This is a genomic window from Ferruginibacter albus, assembly GCF_020042285.1.
Taxonomy (GTDB): Bacteria; Bacteroidota; Bacteroidia; order Chitinophagales; family Chitinophagaceae; genus Ferruginibacter; species Ferruginibacter albus.
The window spans coordinates 3588571-3606213 of sequence record NZ_CP083388.1 but is presented as its reverse complement, the minus strand read 5'-3'; the positions used below and the strand labels follow the sequence as shown (position 1 = coordinate 3606213).

14 protein-coding genes are annotated in these 17643 nt (G+C 37.1%); 8 read left to right on the top strand and 6 right to left on the bottom strand.

Going from position 1 to position 17643, the window contains the following annotated elements:
• Positions 1–33 precede the first annotated feature (33 nt).
• A complete protein-coding gene (thrC, locus tag K9M53_RS15395; RefSeq protein WP_224016580.1) occupies positions 34–1332 on the top strand; it encodes a threonine synthase in 1299 nt (432 codons plus the stop codon).
• A gap of 50 nt (positions 1333–1382) precedes the next feature.
• Here thrC and K9M53_RS15390 read toward each other — a convergent pair whose 3' ends face one another.
• A complete protein-coding gene (locus tag K9M53_RS15390; RefSeq protein ID WP_224016578.1) occupies positions 1383–1949 on the bottom strand; it encodes a hypothetical protein in 567 nt (188 codons plus the stop codon).
• A 415-nt stretch (positions 1950–2364) separates the two neighbouring features.
• Here K9M53_RS15390 and K9M53_RS15385 point away from each other — a divergent pair, with 415 nt between their 5' ends.
• The 4 genes from K9M53_RS15385 to K9M53_RS15370 all read left to right on the top strand — a co-directional run bounded on the left by K9M53_RS15385 (position 2365) and on the right by K9M53_RS15370 (position 10915).
• Positions 2365–8658 (top strand): beta strand repeat-containing protein, encoded by a 6294-nt coding sequence (locus tag K9M53_RS15385; RefSeq protein ID WP_224016576.1) that lies wholly within the window; start codon positions 2365–2367, stop codon positions 8656–8658.
• A gap of 41 nt (positions 8659–8699) precedes the next feature.
• Complete coding sequence (locus K9M53_RS15380) at positions 8700–8942, top strand: hypothetical protein (RefSeq protein ID WP_224016573.1); 243 nt, start codon at positions 8700–8702, stop codon at positions 8940–8942.
• A 136-nt stretch (positions 8943–9078) separates the two neighbouring features.
• Positions 9079–9612, top strand: coding sequence for an exosortase/archaeosortase family protein (locus tag K9M53_RS15375; protein WP_224016571.1), 534 nt, complete (start codon positions 9079–9081; stop codon positions 9610–9612).
• A 571-nt stretch (positions 9613–10183) separates the two neighbouring features.
• A complete protein-coding gene (locus K9M53_RS15370) occupies positions 10184–10915 on the top strand; it encodes a murein L,D-transpeptidase catalytic domain family protein (RefSeq protein WP_224016569.1) in 732 nt (243 codons plus the stop codon).
• 86 nt (positions 10916–11001) lie between these two features.
• On the opposite strand, the gene K9M53_RS15365 is transcribed toward K9M53_RS15370, so the two are convergent.
• The 4 genes from K9M53_RS15365 to K9M53_RS15350 form a co-directional block, all read right to left on the bottom strand.
• Entirely contained in the window at positions 11002–11679 is a 678-nt protein-coding gene (locus K9M53_RS15365; protein ID WP_224016567.1) for a hypothetical protein, read from the bottom strand.
• A complete protein-coding gene (gene rpoN / locus K9M53_RS15360; RefSeq protein WP_224016565.1) occupies positions 11676–13184 on the bottom strand; it encodes an RNA polymerase factor sigma-54 in 1509 nt (502 codons plus the stop codon). The genes K9M53_RS15365 and rpoN overlap by 4 nt, the downstream gene beginning before the upstream one ends.
• A 451-nt stretch (positions 13185–13635) precedes the next feature.
• Complete coding sequence (locus K9M53_RS15355; protein WP_224016564.1) at positions 13636–14088, bottom strand: MarR family winged helix-turn-helix transcriptional regulator; 453 nt, start codon at positions 14086–14088, stop codon at positions 13636–13638.
• A 47-nt stretch (positions 14089–14135) separates the two neighbouring features.
• Positions 14136–15164: a radical SAM/SPASM domain-containing protein gene (locus K9M53_RS15350; protein WP_224016563.1), complete on the bottom strand. Its 1029-nt coding sequence runs from the start codon at positions 15162–15164 to the stop codon at positions 14136–14138.
• A 160-nt stretch (positions 15165–15324) separates the two neighbouring features.
• Between K9M53_RS15350 and K9M53_RS15345 the strand changes: the two genes are divergently transcribed.
• Positions 15325–16083 carry a glycoside hydrolase family 25 protein gene (locus K9M53_RS15345; RefSeq protein WP_224016562.1) on the top strand — a complete coding sequence of 253 codons (759 nt, stop codon included), beginning with the start codon at positions 15325–15327 and terminating at the stop codon, positions 16081–16083.
• A 48-nt stretch (positions 16084–16131) separates the two neighbouring features.
• The gene (locus tag K9M53_RS15340) at positions 16132–16356 is read left to right on the top strand and encodes a hypothetical protein (RefSeq protein WP_224016561.1); all 225 of its coding nucleotides are present in this window, start codon (positions 16132–16134) and stop codon (positions 16354–16356) included.
• On the opposite strand, the gene K9M53_RS15335 is transcribed toward K9M53_RS15340, so the two are convergent.
• Complete coding sequence (locus K9M53_RS15335; RefSeq protein ID WP_224016560.1) at positions 16353–16751, bottom strand: MerC domain-containing protein; 399 nt, start codon at positions 16749–16751, stop codon at positions 16353–16355. The two genes, K9M53_RS15340 and K9M53_RS15335, sit on opposite strands and share 4 nt — an antisense overlap.
• Before the next feature lie 157 nt (positions 16752–16908).
• On the opposite strand from K9M53_RS15335, the gene K9M53_RS15330 reads away from it, so the two are divergent.
• Positions 16909–17640, top strand: coding sequence for an SCO family protein (locus tag K9M53_RS15330; RefSeq protein ID WP_224016559.1), 732 nt, complete (start codon positions 16909–16911; stop codon positions 17638–17640).
• Positions 17641–17643: the final 3 nt, after the last annotated feature.

The following is a 17643-nucleotide window of genomic DNA, read 5'->3' as shown; positions in this document are numbered from 1 at the left end:
GCATCGGTATAAAAAACTATTACTATCTCATCAATGTTATATCGCAGTACTAACCATCAATCTCCATTAGTAAATTTTAGAGAAGCTACGCTTAAAGGGCAACCCGATGATAAGGGTTTATATTTTCCGGATAAGATACCTGTATTAGCAGAAGATTTTATTGAAAACATTATTGATCTTTCAGAAGAAGAGATAGCGTATGAAATAATTGCTCCATATGTAAAGGGTGCCATACCGGCACCGGACCTTGCACGGATATTAGTAGATGTAGTAAATTTTAAGATACCTGTTACCCAGGTAAGCAAAACCATTTCTGCGCTGGAATTATATCATGGTCCGTCTTTAACGTTTAAAGATATGGGCGCCACGTTCATGCGGCTTTGCCTGGAATACTTTTTACAGCAGCAGGATAAAAGAACGATTGTGTTGGAAGTAACCAGTGGAGATGGTGGCGCTGCTATTGCCAAAGCGTTTTACGATATGGATGGTGTGGAAGTGGTGATCTTATATCCTGCCGGTAAAATAAATATGGTGCAGGAAAAACAGATCACTTCGCTCGGCAATAATATTCATGCAATAGAAGTAGAAGGAACCATTGAAGATTGTAAGGCAATTGCCAAACAAATATTTGAGGATGCTGCTTTACAAGAGAAATTTAATTTCACTTCTGCATCTTCGTCTAATGTTGCCCGCTGGATACCGTTGCAGTTTTATTATTTCTTTGCCTATAAACAATGGATAGATAAAGTAGAACCGCCGGCAATTGCTGTTCCATGCGGTAACCTGGGCAACTTGAGTGCTGGTTTATTGGCGTACAAGTCCGGCTTGCCTATTTCTCATTTTATAGCAGCTTGTAATGTGAATGATGTTTTCCCCGAATTTTTGCGAACCGGCAATTATCAGCCTAAAAAAATAATTCCAACTATTTCAAATGCGTTGGATATTGGTGAGCCTATTAATCTGCCAAGGGTAATAGAGATCTTTAATGCGGATATCAATGAAATAAAAAAGGTAATAACCGGGTATAGTATAACAGATGCTGAAACAAAAAAGGCAATACGACTGGTGTATGAAAGAAACGGTTACCTGTTAGATCCTCACGGAGCAGTGGCATATGTAGCCATGCAAAAATACCTGCACGAAAATCCTGATCAAAAAGGAGTTGTTTTAAAGACAGCACATCCTGTTAAATTTTTCGAAGTAGTAGAACCTGTGATAGACGAACCCGGTCCAATGCCTTCCAGCGTTGAATTGGAATTAGAGAAAAAGAAAATATACAGGAAAATGAATGTTGATGCGAATGTGCTAAAGGAGTTTATTTTTAGTTTGTAACCGATAATCAATAGTTTGATGGCTGTTGCCATGATCAACATAATTAATTATTAGGCCACTTTTTCCTTATGCTTGTCAATGATAAGCGCTTCCGCATTGATCATCTTATCTAAAAGATTTATTTCCTTCAAATAAGGGTTCCACTGGAAAATGAGCTTATCGATCGGTTTCCATAAAATTACCCAGCTAAATACGTCCAGCGCATTACTAAAAGCTGTGTGTAAGCGATGCTCATAGTTTAATACGAAAGGTAAAAGCCCCTGGCAAAACATTACAATACTTAAGCTGATGCCCAATAAAATAAAATTCTTTCTTTTGAATTTATTGAACTCGTGCTGCTTTAATGATTTTTTTGAGATATAGTGCCTCCGGATAGCATTAACCAGCGGCTCTGCAAAGCGTTTATCTGCTTCAGTAGAATAAATGATCTTATATCGAATGGTTGAATACCGGCTTGCATTTTCTATCGCATTGGTAAGGTATTGCTGAAACTCGTGCGCCAGCTGTCTTTTATAAACAGGTGCAGGGTCGTGGGAGTTAAAGTAATTATAGATGGTATACTGATCTACAGTAAGGAAAATGCTTATTCTTTTGTCTATGGTATTACGGTTTGACATCTAGGGATGATCTGGATAAAAGAAAAACGTTTAGGGTTGTTTTTTATTGCTTATTAAGTACCCGGCTGCTAAATTTGACTTTAGTCAAGTTTTCACGCCCAATCGGGAACGATTGCGTAAAAAAGCAACTGTGTTTCATTGGATATTAAGTCTGCTTTATATAATTTTCACATCGAATTAACGATTGCTTGGTGTAGGACTTTGTGCTTGATTACGATTCTAAGTAAAATTTCTTCGCCACAAGATTTATAAATACTATCCCAAAAATCAAAATCTACATTGTAATATCCTGCTTGCAAAACAGCCATGTTAATGCCTGATTAATGTAATGCCGTGTGGCTTATGCCGCTTGTGCAGTTATAAACTAATCTTTCTATTAATTATATATAAACTGTTCAAAAAATAAATTTGGTGTATGAAAAAATTAGTACCACAATGCTTGTTATTTAAAAATGCTATTCAACAAAATGCCGGCAACCGGTTTTGTATTTATGTTGCTAAAGGGATTGGATTGTTGATGATGGCTTTTTTATTTAGTATAGGAAATGTACGTGCGCAATTAAATACCTTTCCTACTGCTATAAATTTCACAGCAGCGCAACCAAGTTATATCACAACTCCTTCCGGAACCAGCTACAGTACAACACTTACAAACTGTAGTTCAGTTACAACAGGAGGTGTTTCCTATACCTCATCCGGAAAATCGTGGACACTTATAGCTACTAAGTGTGGCGTTATTTCCTGGACGATTAAGCAGCCGTCAACTGCCAGAACAGTTACAGTTAGTAATAATAAGAACAGTACAACAAAGGCCACAACAGGAACTGCAAATGCCTGTACAAATGATCAGGTTGATTTCGCTTATGATGGTAGCGGCGGTCCCATCACGATCACTTTTGCAGGTGCAAGCGGTGGTTCCAGCGAAGCAGTAATTGCTGTTACAATTAATGCGCCTACCCCCGGTGCAACATTGGCTACCAATGGTTCTGCCATTGCAGCAGGACAAATAGGAGCAGGACTTACGAAGGTGATCGATAGCTTTAAAATTACTACTACCGGCAGCACTACTTTATCACAGGTTATATTACCTACTACCGGCGATTATACTTCAAGTGATATAAGCAGCTTACAGCTTTGGGCAAATACTACCGGCAGTAACTTTGGCGGTGCAACTTCAATTAAGTCTATTACTCCTGCAGCAACCGGAACCGGTGCAAATGAAACTTTTGGAAGCTTATCACAAGCTATTAATAGTACAACTGTTTATTTTTATATTACTGCAACAGCTGCAGCCACTCCAACTTCAGGAAGAACGATTACAGCCGGCATTATTCCCAATGCTAATCTAAGTTGGTCTGCTGGCTCACCTACGGCCACAGGTTCAACATCTGCTACCGGTACACAAACAATAATTGTACTTCCTTCCATAACTACGACAAATGCAAGCAGTATAAACACAACAAGTGCAAGCAGCGGCGGTAATATAAGTTCTGCAGGAGGTGGGACCGTTACCCGAAGAGGATTAATATATAGTACAGGCACAATTACAGATACCAGCAATACTACAGGAGGAGGTAAAATAATTGATGGTGCCGGTGGAACAGGATCTTATACATCATCTCTTTCTTCCTTAACAGCTAATACCCTTTATCATTCATCTGCATTTGCAGTAAATGGCGCAGGTGTGGCATTAGCTGCCGATGCATCATTTACCACTTTACCGAATGCACCTGGAATTGGTACGACGGATAATGTAACCAATGGTGGATTTACAGTACATTGGACAGCTCCATCGGGTGGGTCAGCAAGTTTTACTTATTCTGTTGATTATAGTACAGATAATACCTTCCAATCAGGAGTTTCATCTATCACAAATATTTCATCGTCTAATTTATCTCAAGCTATTTCTGGATTAACCCCTGGCAGCACATATTATGCAAGAGTGTTCGCAGTGAATACAACCGGCACTTCTGGAGCTTCAGGAACAAGTGCAGGAGTACTCATTCCCTCTTCTTCGCCTCCGGCGGTAAGCACTCAGGCTGCGTCATCGGTACAAACAACATCCGCAACAGGTAATGGAACTATTGTTTCTACCGGCTCTTCCAGCATAACCGCCTCCGGTATTGCATGGAGCACTTCTACAGGCACTGAAACAATAAGTTCAGGCACCAATTTTACAACCGATGGACCGACAGGTAGTACTACAGGAGCATTTACAAGCAGCATCAGCGGACTAACCGCCAATACTCTTTATTATGCAGAAACCTATGGCAGCAATGGAGATGGAACAACTTTTGGAAATGAAGTAACCTTTTCAACTTTACCTAATGCCCCTGGCATAGGTGTTGGCGATGGACAAACTTTTAACAGCTTTGTGGCACATTGGAGTGCTCCATCCGGCGGTTCTGTAAGCTTTACTTATACCGTAGATTACAGCACAGATAATACCTTCCAAACAGGAGTTACATCCATTACAAACATTTCATCTTCTAATACATCACAAAGCATATCAGGGCTTAATCCTGCAACAACTTATTATTTCAGAGTGTTTGCTGTAAATGCAACAGGAACTTCTGCTGCATCGTCTACAAGCGCAGGAGTTCTTACATTAGCAACAACACCCACTGTAACTACAACTGCTCTCTCTTCAATTACAATAACAGGAGCATCAAGTGGTGGAACTGTTACTGCAACAGGAGGTGCTGCTGTTAGTGCTGAGGGCGTAGTATGGGATGCAAGTGCAAATCCTACTACAGCATTGAGCACTAAAACAAGTGATGGAACATCTTCTCCATTTACAAGCGCTATAAGCTCTTTAACGGCAAATACAGCATATCATGTAAGAGCATATGCTACAAATACGGCAGGAACCGCTTATGGTAGTGATCTGACGTTTACAACATTACCGAATGCGCCAACAGCAGGTGTAGGGGATGGTATAACCACTACCGGCTTTACAGCACATTGGAGTGCTCCATCAGGTGGTTCCGCAAGTTTTACTTATACCGTTCAATACAGCACAGATAATACTTTCCAAACAGGAGTTTCATCAATAACAAGTATTTCATCTTCTAATACATCACAGGCAATTACTGGGTTAGCAGGAGCTACCACCTATTATTTCAGAGTGTTTGCAGTAAATACAACCGGTAGTTCTGATGCATCAAACGTAAGTGCGGGAGTAACTACTAATTTTGGCCCAATAGCCGTATTTACAGATAATTTTAACAGGGCGAATACTACTTACAGCCCTGGAGGAACTCCAACAATGACATATACCGGCAGCTTTTCATCGGGAGCCTCTGCTACTGCGGCAGGAACCGGTTCTGTGAGAGATCTTCAAATTACTAACGGTAGTGGAGGAGCTTCGGGAAGAAGCCTGGTTTCGGGTACTTTATCAACATATGGATCACCATTTAATACAGCCTTGTCTGCTAACCCGGGATTAATAACCTGGACATTTAATATGAGAACAAGCAGTTCTTCAGGAGGAAGCTTTAGCTCCTCGAGCTCTGCTATTGGAACTGTTTTGTGTGGAACAACATCAACACCTCTCACTATTAGTCCTGCCACGGCTAGCGGTAACGGATATGCCTTAATAAGTATAAGCAACAAAACATGGCAATTGGTTCACTATACAGGTGGACTTGCCAATGTTACAACGATTGGTAGTTCATTTGGCTCAAGCGGTGGTACCGACTGGATGGATTTTAAAGTTACTTATGATCCCGGATCTGGTTTATGGAATGTATACGATACAGATAATGGAAGTGCATTTGGTGACCCTACTGCAGCAACTACTCAACAGGTTTCTTCTGCACTTGACAGCACCTATGCAAGTTCTGCAATGACAACATTCGGATTTGCATTAAATTATAGCAGCACCAGCGGTCGTACAGGTGATTTTGATAATTACACCGTTACTGTAACTCCTGCTCCTGTAGTAACAAACAGTGTTTTAACTGCAAGCGGTACAAATGGGGTAGCATTTTCTACCTATACTATTACAGCTACCAATTTTCCTACTAGCTACAATGCAACAGGATTACCAACCGGTTTAAGTATTAATACTTCTAACGGACAAATTACTGGTACTCCAAGTGTGGGAGGTACTTTTAATGTAACCATCAGTGCTACGAACGCAGGGGGTACCAGATCAAAAACACTGGTTATTACTTTAGCTAAAGCAAATTCAACAATCTCTGTTACAGGTACAACAAGCTTTACCTACAATGGATCTCAGCAAGGACCATCTACATCATCCGTAACAGGATCAGCAGGTGCCGTTACTTATAGCTATTCAGGAACGGGCAGTACTACCTACGGGCCTAGCGCTACCAAACCTACAAATGTGGGAACTTATAGCGTTACAGCTACTGTAGCTGCGGATGCAAACTTTAATTCAGCCTCATCTTCAGCTACTCCATTTACTATTGCATTGGAAACATGGACTGGTAATACCAGCTCAGATTGGAATACGGGCAGTAACTGGGCTGATGGTACAACTCCATCAAGCGGAAGTGATGTTGTTATTGCATCAGGCTCTTCACACTATCCCGTACTTACGGTTGACGTAACTGTAGGAGCATTAAATTTACAATCAGGAACTACATTCGGAATAGGTTCTAAAACATTAACAATAAATGGAACAATTTCTGGTTCCGGCACTTTAAGCGGCTCATCTATCTCTAATTTAACATTAGCGAATAGCGGCACTAATCCAACCCTAAGCTTTACAAGCGGTGCTGCTGTATTACAAAATCTGGTGCTGAATACAAGTGCTACGGCTACTTTGGGTACAGCATTGGATATTGCTTCTACCGGAAGTGTAGAAGTTAAAAATACCGGAACTACAACCGGTGTATTAACTACCGCCGGCTTGTTAACGTTAAAATCCGATGATAACGGAACTGCTTTTGTAAAAGCAAACAGTTCAGGAAATACTTATGTATCCGGTGCTGTAACAGTTGAAAGGTTTATACCAAGTAGTGGAACAAGAGCGTGGAGAATGTTATCAATACCTACGCAAACAACACAAACCATAAAAGAATCATGGCAGGAAGGGCAAGCCCCTATTGCCAACTATGGAACTATTATAACTGCCGGCCCTGCTAATAGTGTAGATTGGGCTGCCCAGGGCTTTGATGCAGTACAAACGTATAGCTCAATGGTTAGCTATAATCAAGCTAATAATACCTGGGATCAGTTAACTTCTACTTTAGGTCAAATTTCGGATCAGCAAGCTTATTTCTTATATGTTCGTGGTGACAGAACGATTGGTCCTTCATCAAGTACATCTACTGTAAGTTCAACTACGTTGCGTACTACCGGAGACCTGTTTGAAGGCGATCAAACAACAATAGTTCCGGCGGGCAAATATTCTTTATTGGGGAATAAATATGCATCCAGTATCGATTTTTCAGGTATTGTGAAAGATGCATCTATTGATAATTCATTTATTATCTGGGATCCTAAATTGTTGTTAGGTGGTTCATTAGGTCACTATCAAACCTTTAGTTCTACTACATCTCCTTCATGGATGGCTGTACCGGGTGGCGGTAGTTATGGAGATGGGATTACTCCATTTACCAATACTTATATTGAATCGGGTCAGGCATTCTTTGTTCATTCTGCAGGTTCAACAGGAAATGTTACTTTAAAAGAAAGCAGTAAAGTAGGAGCTCAGGTAAATGCTGTGTTCAGACCAACCGGTCAAGATGCAACGGGACAATTAGTAACAAGCCTATATGCAAAAACAGTAGCTCCAGCTAATCTGTCTGATGTGAATGTGGTTACATTCAACAGCTCATACTCAAATAGTGTAGATGTTAATGATGTTATTAAATTTCCTAATGATGGTGAAAATTTAAGTGTAACAAGCAATGGAAAACAATTGTGGATAGAAGGACGTCAGCCAATTGAGCAAACAGATACGATCTTCTTTGCACTAAGCAATTTAAAACAGCAAACGTATCAGTTAGAATTTAATCCAACCGGATTTAATATGGCAGGGCTAACAGCTTCTTTGCAGGATATCTATTTGGGAACAAGTACAGCAATAAGTGTATCAGCTAAAAGCACAGTGTCATTTATTGTAACCAATAATCCTGCTTCAGCTGCAAGCAATCGCTTAAGAATTGTATTTGATAATGTATCTTCTCCGGTTCCTGTTACATTCGTAAATGTAAGCGCTGCTAAAAAAGACGCTGCAGTACAGGTTATGTGGAATGTTGCTGCACAAACAGGAGTAAAACAATATGTAGTTGAAACTTCTGTAAACGGGGTTGACTTTACACAAGCTGCCGTTGTAACTGCAAAAACAAACAGTAACGGAACAATTAGCTATAACTGGACAGATGTTGCACCTCAATCAGGTAATAATTTCTATCGTATAAAAAGCGTAGAGCTTTCGGGAGAAGTTAAATACTCTGATATTGTTAAAGTAGATGTAAGTGGCATTACTCCGGATATCCAGGCTTATTATGCCACCGGAGGTCAAATTGGATTGAAAATGATCAACCAGCCTGCTGGTAAATATGGCTTTAAACTGATGACTATAACAGGACAGGAATTGTTTAAAACAACTTTAAGTCATGCGGGAGGCACTGTTACACAAAGCATCAATGTACCAAGCTTAGCAAAAGGTGTTTATCAATTGGAAGTTGCTGCACCTGGAAAGATATATTCACAAAAAATATCAATCAGATAATATTTTAAAAATTATTAATTTTGTCATTAAACCTTACAGCGATGAATCAAGTAAAAAGCAAGAAGTTTTTAGTTAATGCAACTGTGGCTCTTAGTGGTTTGCTTATGCCTTTTTTAAGTTTGGCACAAACACCACCACCGCCAAACAACGGGCAAAACCCTGATAACCATACGTTAGCGGTTCCGTTTAGTAGTGGAATGAATTTAATATTTCTTGCCGCAGGTGTAGTTTTAGCCTTTATTGTATTTAAAAAAATTCAGAAAAAACGCTTATCTAAAGCATAATTTGTAATAATAAGTTGAAGTGTGCCTTTATTGATTTAAAGGCACACTTTGTTTTTTTATTAAGTATTATAAATATGACCCGTAATTGGCATTTAGTGCATTAATTTGTAACTGATTTGCATTGATCATGGCTTTGATGAAGAATAAAAATCATACTGTACTGTTTTTTTTTATTAAGCTGATAGCTTTAACCATTATTTGGCTGGTAGGTTATCATTATGTACTTAAGCCTACTAGGATTCCCGACAAAATACTTACAGATATTATTACATCTATCGTTACATTTTGCATGAATCTCCACAATAATACTGCTCACTATACATGGACAGATTATGCTTCGCTCTCTTCGGCATACATTATGAAAGGTGGAAAAGCAGTTTTTATAATTGCAGATCAATGCAATGCACTCGATCTATTGGTTATATATCTTGGATTTATTATTGTTTTGCCTTTTCAATTAAAACGTAAATTGATCTTTAGCTTTGCAGGGATCATCGCAATTATGCTGGCGAATGTTGTCAGGTGTTTGTGCTTGTATTGGATATCTCTTAAACATCCCTCCTGGTTTTATATAAGCCATCATTATGTTTTTTCTATTTTAATGTACTTGTATATTTTTTTAGGCTGGCTCTTATTTATACGTAAAGGAAAAACTTATGCAATCGGCTAGATCTTTTTTTATATATATGATTTTGCTTACCATTTGCTTGTTTGCGTTTAGCTTGATCAGAAACTTATATATAACTGAGACCACCTGGCTAATTAAAGTAAAAGCTATTTTTGTAATAGTGTCCGGCACCTGGCTTATGCGCAAATTTTTAACGAAAGAAATATTTAAATTCTATCTTTTTATTTATATAGGATTGTGGGCCATTTATTACGGGTTAGCATTTTCCCAAAAGCATTTTAAATCAATTGTTATAATAAAAGATGCTTATTTGTTTTTTGAAGATCAGATACTGTTATTGTTGCTAACACCATTTCCATTTATACTTTTTTGGATAGTGGATAGGGTTTTTGTTTCGCAGGAAGAAGATCGATCTTAACTTCTTGTAGAAATCATTCTAATCTCATTTTCTGTTTTTAGTATTTCTACTTATTAAAGTTGATTGCTTTGTAGTGAAAGTACTCATTTTCCGTATGGACAAGTGTCTTATTCTATTCACTCACAATAATCTTTCGTTTTTTCCGATTTATATAGTATCCGCAGCCAATGGCTGATATCTGAAAAACCTTGTGAAATGTTGAAATTTATTTGTTACCCTTTTGCAGCAATACATCTCATGTTTGCGCTTTCTGTTGCAAACCCTGATTTTAAAGCAGGAGCTTTTCAGCAGGAAAAAGGAATAGCAAATCCTTCTGTTGTAACCAATATCTCATCAATTTATGATCAATGGAATTTGCAGGCCAGCGGGCTTACAAAAGAAGCATTTAGTTATGCAATGAAGGGATACAATTTTCTTTCAGAAAAAAAATTATTAAGCAAAACAAATATTATAACCATTGTAGATTTCAGCAAACCTTCTTCAGAAAAAAGATTGTTTGTACTTGATATTCTTTCCGGAAGAATTCTTTTTAATACGTTGGTAGCTCATGGACATAATTCGGGAGCAGGCTATGCAAACAAATTTTCAAACAGCACCAATTCGCACGAAAGCAGCCTTGGATTTTATGTAACATCTGACACTTATTTTGGCGGCAACGGGTATTCATTACGATTAAAAGGCTGTGAAAAAGGATTTAATGACAATGCCTACAAGCGCCAGATAGTATTGCACGGGTCTGATTATGTAAGCGAAAATTTTATTCAGCAAAGAGGTTTTTTAGGCAGAAGCTATGGTTGTCCCGCAGTTCCTTTAGAATTCAGCAAAGAAATAATTGATTGCATTAAAAACGGAAGCTGTTTGTTTTTATACCATCCAACAAAAAAATACTTGACAAGCTCAAAAATATTAAACAGTAGACTAAGTTAGATACACTAACATTTTACTAACCTTAATTGTTAGGCACGACAGATGAACGAAGAAAGCTCCGGTTTAATAGCCGGGGCATCTTCATTTTAACTAACAACAAAAGATGCAATAAGCTGGCAGGCCAATCCTACAAATAAGCCTGTATAAATTTCTTTGGAAGAATGATCGCTGATTAATAAACGAGAAGTGCATACAGCGCCGCTAATCAATAAAACAACACATACCGGCCACGCCATAAGCATTGTATTTGATTGCATGATGATAAAAAAGATTCCCAGCAATCCACCCATGCCAATAGCATGCATGCTTATTTTTTGATAGATATTAAAGAGCAATGCAGCTGCCGTAGCAATAAAAACACCAAACATAAACTCAACCAATATCCTGGGAATATAATTTTGTTCACGCAAAACATAGTAGGTCCAGAAAAAAAATGTCATGGATGCGATGTAAGGAATAATTCTATCCTTCTGCGTTCGCAAAAAAACGGAACGGCTGAAACCAAGCCCTTTTAAAAGCAATACTACGACAGCTGGGAAAAGTATGGTATTAAACGATATAAGCAACACAATCTTTTTTTTAGCCAATACGCTAAAACCCGAAAAATAATTGGGGTGTACAAATGCTACAAATAATGTAACATACAAGGGTATGAACAAAGGGTGAAATATGTAAGAGAACAAAGTAGCAAACACTTTTCCAGCTAAAGAGTTTTTATTGTTGTAAGCAGTTTCGGTTGTGATGGTAGATGATGTTAAGCTCATAATTCTTTTCTTAATCTTGCAACCGGAACATTTAATTGTTCTCTATATTTGGCAACGGTGCGGCGTGCAATATTATAACCTTTTTCCTGAAGAAGTTCAGTGAGGCGCTCGTCGCTTAAAGGATGTTTTTTGCTTTCTCCTTCTATCAGGTCGCTCAATATTTTTTTCACTTCACGTGTGCTTACTTCTTCTCCGCTATCGGTTTGTAAACTTTCACTGAAGAAAAACTTTAAACGATAGGTGCCGAATTCTGTTTGAACAAATTTACTGTTGGCAACACGGCTTACGGTACTGATATCTAAATTGGTTTTTTCTGCAATGTCTTTCAGTATCATAGGGCGTAATTCCGTTTCATCGCCTGTTATAAAAAAATCGTACTGATAATTCATTATAGTAGTCATAGTGCTTATCAGTGTATGTTGTCGTTGTTTAATAGCATCAATAAACCATTTTGCAGCATCAATTTTTTGTTTGATGAACAATACGGCTTCTTTCTGGCGCCTGTCTTTTTTGCTGCCACGGTCATAATCTTTCAGCATATCTCTATAACCTTCGCTGATGCGAAGATCAGGAGCATTTTTACTGTTAAGCGTCAGCTCTAATTTTCCGTTATTATTAATGATGAAAAAATCAGGAATGATATAGCTTTCTCCTTTGTTTGCACCACCAATAGTACTACCGGGTTTGGGATTTAAACGTATTATCTGGTTAATAATATCTTTTAATTGTTCATCGGATATGTTTAATCCACGTTGAATTTTTTCGTAATGTTTTTTCGTAAACTCATCAAAGTATTTTTCCAATACTTTCATGGCTAGTTCAATGGATCTTCCTTCGCTTGATTTTCTTTCCAGCTGTAACAATAAACATTCCTGTAAATTACGGGCACCTATGCCGGGTGGATCAAACTGTTGAATTTGCAAAAGCAATTGGGTAATCTCCTCATCTGTAGTTTGAATGTTTTGACGAAAAGCCAGATCGTCTGTTATAGCAGAAATGTCTCTTCGTAAATAACCGTCATCATCCAGGTTGCCAATTATCTGTTCTGCTATTCTATGCTGATGTTCATTTAAATTAAGCATTCCTAATTGCTCCAGCATGAATTCATTAAAGCCTGTTTCAATTTTGTGTGGAATTACTTTGTTGTCTTCCGTGTCAGGATAATTATCATCTCTTAATTTATAATCAGCAATTTCATCGTCACCTTCCTGTACATAATCGCTAATATCTATTTGTTCATATTCATTCTCGCTTCCGTTCAAATCAAAATCATCAGCTTCATTGTCGCCCTCTTCTCTTTCCGTCTCAAACTCTTCTGTGCTATTTTCAAATTCTTCTTTTTCTTCTGCTTCATCTCCTGTTTCCAGTGCCGGGTTTTCTTCTAATTCTTCCTTGATCCTTTCTTCCAAAATAGCAGTAGGCAACTGCAACAACTTCATTAACTGAATTTGTTGTGGCGACAGTTTTTGTAACAATCTTTGCTGTAAGCCCTGACTAAGTGCCATGTTTAATAATTGATGCTACCCGATATCCATGCTTTTTTGTATTGGTATATAAATCCGGGTAAGCAGTTTCTGTCGTAAATTTACATACAAACCAATATGAAAGTGAAGTTAAAATGCATTTTTTTATTTTTTTGCATGATTTTTGTGGAAAGCACTGTTTTTTCGCAAAAAAAGACTATATTACTATTAAGTCAAACAAATAATAAGTTGTTTGATATCAATAAGTTATCAAATAACAGCAAGCTTAATTCGCCCCCTTTTTCTGTGTATTTATCGCCCGACTTTTATTCCACGCATCTTGGGTTTTTTTGCAAACAAGAAATAAAATTTGAAAAATTTACAAAAATTCCTTTTCGCTTTAGATTAGGAAGTTTAGAAGCTTGTAACCACCTTGAAGGAAAATAAAAGCCTCGTATAAACGAGGCATTAACAAGCAATCATGAAAAGAAACTTATTCTGATTTTCGTAATTTATCTAAAAGGGTATTTAATGTTTGTGCATCCGCAACAGAAAGAGCGTTCGCAATTTTATCTACTTCTTTTTCCTGTAGATCTATTTTATGTAATGATTTTCTTCCTTTAGTAGTAATAGTAATATCAACCAATCTTTTATCTGTTTTAGAAACAATTTTTTTTGCCAAACCTTTAATTACTAACCTGTCAACAATACGGCTGGTATCACTCATTTTATCCAGCATGCGGTCTCGTATTTGCATAGTAGATAAAGGAATATCGCTGCCGCGAAGAATACGTAATATATTATACTGCTGCATGGTCAGGTTCTCTTTCCCAAATACATCTTTCAACTGCTCCGTCATCCAATTATAGGTATAAATTAAATTTACCATGGACTTTTGGTACTCGTTCCTGAATTTAGTTTGGTTGATGTCTTTTTCTATACTCATATAATAACCTTCGGGATAAATAAAGAGCAGAATAAAGAGGATTTATTTTATTTCCAAACAGATGCTCCTTCGCTGCAATTAGCACAAATATCAATATTTCTGCGACTTTTCTTAAGCTGAGTTCTAAATTGTTGATATTTGTCATCCTTCCATATTTCCTTAAAGGACTTTTCCTTAAGGTTACCTAATTGGTGAGTAGCATCTTTATCGAAACAGCAAGGAACAACCAAGCCATCCCAGGTAATTACATTAGCATGTTGCAATTTCCAGCAGTGATTCGAGAGTTTATTTTTAGCAATATAGTTGCCGGTTGAATTTTTTTTGTAACGGCTGAATTTATCAATATCAGGAATTAATTGATTAGGGTCTGTTTCATAATCATATACCTGCGCTGTTTTAAAGCGAACTTCATCCACACCAATTTCCTTGGCCAGTTTTTTTATATCTTCAATTTGATGTTGATTGGGTTTTACTACCAGGAACTGGAAGAATATAAATGGTGTTTTACTGTTTAATTCTTTTTTCCATTTTACAATATTCTTTGCGCCGGCAATTACCTTTTCCAGCTTGCCTCCTACACGGTATTGTTGATACACTTCCTGTGTTGTTCCATCAATAGAAATGATCAATCTGTCTAAGCCACTTTCAACAGTTCGTTTTGCCACTTCATCCGTTAAGTAATGTGCATTGGTAGAGGTAGCTGTGTATATTTTTTTGGAAGCAGCATATTTCACCATTTCCAAAAAATCGGGATTTAAAAACGGCTCGCCCTGGAAATAAAAAATGAGGTATAAAAGCTCTTTATGAATTTCATCGATGGTAGTTCTGAAAAAATCTTTTTGTAACATGCCGGTAGGTCGTGTAAAGGCTCTTAAACCACTTGGGCATTCGGGGCAGCGAAGATTGCAACTGGTGGTAGGTTCAAACGAAATAGAGATTGGATAGCCCCATTGCAAAGGCTTTTTAAATAAACGGGCTGCATAAAAACTGCTGAATACTTTAGCGGCATTCCAGGTTCTTTTTATGGTAAGCTTGCTTAAAAAATTAATGCTATCATTTAAATTAAAATCGGGCATCCACAGTAAATGAAATACAAATGTAGTTGAATTAATGCCCACTTTTGGTCAGCTTGCTGTCAATAATAAAATTTAATGCAATCGTTACCAGTTCATTATTTCCTTAAATTTTAAGAAATAAATAAGAAGGTTTTTCGCATATTTACAAAGTCTGCTGAATATGTTGAACAATTATAAAAAACCTGCAAATATTTATGTACTAACATTTTTAATGCTGGCTGCAATCAGCATGACTGTTTTTTATTTTTCCAATGCTCCTTATCAACATAAAAAATACAAAGGCTTTGGTATCCGAATGCCTAAAAAATATTTGATCCATGGAATAGATGTGAGTCATCACCAGGCTTCTATTAACTGGGAAGATGTAAGTCAAATGGAATACAATAACATACGATTACAATTTAGTTTTATCAAAGCAACGGAAGGCACAGATAGGGTGGATAAAAATTTTTTTAGCAATTGGAATGAAGCGAGAGACGCTGGGCTTGTTGTTGGGGCTTATCATTATTTTAATGCAGGGTTAAATCCCAGGTTGCAGGCTCAGAACTTTATTGCTATTGTAAACTTAAAAACAAATGATCTGCCACCTGTATTGGATATTGAAGATATTGGAGAGTCAAGCTCAAAACAATTAATAAAGGATTTAAAGGAATGGTTGACCACTGTTGATAGTGCTTATCATATAAAGCCAATTATCTACTCTAATGTAAATTTTTATGAACAATACCTTGCAGGAAATTTTGATGATTACCCTGTATGGATTGCTAATTACGTTGATGCAGATAAACCCGGAACAGACAATAAATGGATACTTTGGCAACACAGTCAAACCGGGCATGTGAATGGTATTGACGGAAATGTAGATTTTAATGTTTTTAATGGAGATTCTACTGCATTTAATTCATTATTGATCAAATAAAATATTACTGATTTAATTACGAACTTCATTGTTGTAAATTTTACCAGTATGAGCATGGAGCCCGAAGTAAAAGAGTTTTTGTTGCGTATTATTCAAACGCTTTCGATGGGCATGCTGTGGTTATTGGTAAATATGACAATAGGAATTTATTTTAATTGGGCTTTTTACGAGGATAAGCCTTCACTAGCTAACTATATTTTCTACGCATGGTTTTTGATCAGTCTTGGATTGTTACTGTTTTATTTTTATAAAAAGTGGAAGGGAAAACTTTAGTGCTTATGATGCGATGACTCACATTTTGTTTGTCTGCATAAACGGAAATTATAAAAATGAGCAGACACAACCAATATAACTGCCGGGGCTAAAAACCAGTATTCAAATGCATGAAAAAATTGCTTCAATAATAAAAACACAAATCCAAAAGTAAATACCCAAACAGGCATTAATGAACGATGATGTTTTATATACCCGTGAATTAATGCAAAAGAGCCTACAAAAAATGCCAACGCGATCATACCCCATTCAAAGCGGGTGTTGTGGATAATATTTATTCCAAATACAGGAAGTGTGGTAACAATTACGGGTAGTAATGCACAATGAATAGCGCAGAGCACCGAAGCAGTAATACCCATTACATCCCAGTTAACTTTTAACCCGTTATTATCCATGGAGCAAATATACAATATTTGCAATAATGTTGCAAACTATTGCGCCTCGTGATTGTTAAATATGTCTAGCAAAGAAAAAAGATCACAAAGCAGGAACACGTTGTTTTCTAAGATTTGTGAGAAAAAAGCTCTGCTTACCTTTGCAAAAATTTTCCGAATGAAAAAGTGGTTGATCTATTTTGGTTTTTTTGCTCTGTTGCTTACAGGCTTTTATCTTTTTTTATACAAAGATTTTTCTCAATCCGATTTAAAGGTTATTAATGATCACTTGCAAAATTTTTCCTTTATTGATCAAAACGGGAAAACAATAACAGAAAAAAATGTAGAAGGGAAAGTGTATGTGGCGGAATATTTTTTTACAACCTGTAAAGCCATTTGCCCTAAAATGAATGCCAATATGCGGAGAGTGTATGATGTTTACAAAGATGATAAACGATTTATGATCTTATCACACACTTGTATGCCTGAAACGGACAGTGTAGAACAATTGAAAAAGTATGAATATAAAATGCTAACCGGAACATTAGTGAAAAATGATGATGGTGAATACCAGGTTAAAGCCGATGAAAGTACAGCAGGAAATAAATTACCGCCAGATCTTTCTACGAATTGGTTGTTTCTTACGGGAGATAAAGCGATGTTGTACGACCTGGCAAAACATAGCTATTTAATAGATAAATCTGAAAGAGATACTACACAAAATATTTCCGAGCAATTCATCCATACACAATTATTTGCATTGGTAGATAAACAACGCCACGTGCGTGGTATTTATGATGGTTTGAAAGAAGATGAGATCCAAAAATTGCTGAAGGATATTAAAGGCTTGTTAAATGAAAAAGCGCCTAATGCAAACCTGGCAAATGGCTTTAGCAATACGCCTAATTAAAAT